The following is a 1,581-nucleotide window of genomic DNA, read 5'->3' as shown; positions in this document are numbered from 1 at the left end:
AGCCTACTGACGACGACCCAGTGGAGCCTACTGACGACGCCCGCGCGGACGGCGGCCAGATGTTCTCCCACGCCGAGATCACCCAGGTAACCCGAACACAGCAGGCCCAAGAGTGGTTCGCCGAGTCGATCGCCGAACCGTTCCGGATCGCCTGGAGCGACTGGCGAACCAAAGTCGGCCTCCTCATCATCGTCGGCTTTCTCCTCATGGGCCTGGTCGCCTGGATCTCCTCGTCGACCTGGCTGTTCCTCGAGCGCATCGTCCTCGTCGATCCCCCGATCGCGAATCAGGGAACACCACGGCTCCAGCCACTCGAGGAGATGAGCCATCCCCTCGGCACGGACATGAACGGCCGGGACCTGATCTCGGGTGTCGTTCACGCGACGCCGACGATGATCCAGATGATCCTCGCCGGCGCCGTCTTCGCCATCGTCGTCGCGGTGATCGTCGGCACCCTCGCGGGCTACAAAGGCGGCACGACCGAAACCGTCCTCATGACTCTGAGCGACGTCGCGATGACCATCCCCGGACTGCCGCTGGTGATCGTCCTCGTCGTCCTCATCGACCCGCAGTCGCCGTGGCTGATCGGCATCATCATCACCATCAACGTCTGGGCCGGCATCGCCCGGACGATCCACTCGCAAGTGCTCTCGTTGCGCGAAAACTCCTACGTCGAGGCCTCGCGCACGATGGGCATCGGCACGCCGACAATCATCCAGAAGGATATCCTGCCGAATCTCATGCCGTACGTCCTGGTCAACTTCGTCTACGCCTCCCGACGCGTGATCTACGACAGCGTCGCGCTGTACTTCCTCGGCTTCCTCTCGTTCCGAGGCGTCGAAAACTGGGGTGTGATGATGCACCTCGCGTACGCCAACGCCAGCGCACTGCTGAATCCACAGGCGACGTACATGCTGATCGTTCCGATGATCCCGATCGTCGTCCTCTCGTTCGGATTGATGCTGTTCGCACAGGGAACCGATAGGCTATTCAACCCGCGCGTCCGGACCAGAAACGAAGGCAAATCGAAGTCCGACGATACCGATGATCCCGATCCAATGACGGGGGTGTGACGATGAGTATGCACGAATCCACGACCGACCGAGAACTGTACCAGACCGCCGACCCGATCGTCGAGATCCGGGACGCCGAAGTCGTCTTCGAGATGGACCGCGGCGTCTCCCGCGTCCTCGAGAGCGCCGACCTCGACGTCGACCGAAACGAAATCCTCGGCATCGTCGGCGAAAGCGGAAGCGGCAAATCCATGCTCGCCTCCGCCATGCTCGACGCCGTCGTCGAACCCGGTAAACTCTCGGGATCGATCACCTACCATCCCGACGACGGCGAGCCCGTCGACGTCCTCGAACTCGACGACCGCGAACTCAAGAAGCTCCGCTGGGAGGATATCTCGATGGTGTTCCAGGGCGCGATGAGTTCGTTCAACCCGACGATGAACGTCGGCGGCCACTTCACCGAGACCCTCGACGCCCACAACTACGACGTCGAGGCCGGCATGGATCGGGCCCGTGAACTCCTCGCGGACCTCTACCTCGAGCCCGACCGGGTGCTCGAGGCCTACCC

The 1,581-nt window shown here is 62.8% G+C and carries 2 protein-coding genes; both read left to right on the top strand.

The features are described 5' to 3' along the window. Positions 1-1,073 (top strand): ABC transporter permease (locus AB7C87_RS24125; protein WP_369732094.1); only part of this gene is annotated, 1,073 nt, incomplete at its 5' end. 8 nt (positions 1,074-1,081) lie between these two features. Continuing rightward, positions 1,082-1,581: ATP-binding cassette domain-containing protein (locus AB7C87_RS24120; RefSeq protein WP_369732093.1), on the top strand; the 500-nt coding region annotated here is incomplete at its 3' end.

Origin of the sequence: Natrarchaeobius versutus (assembly GCF_041205745.1) — an archaeon.
Lineage (GTDB): Archaea > Halobacteriota > Halobacteria > Halobacteriales > Natrialbaceae > Natrarchaeobius > Natrarchaeobius versutus.
The sequence above is the reverse complement of the archived record's forward strand: the minus strand, read 5'-3'. Positions and strand labels throughout refer to the sequence as shown.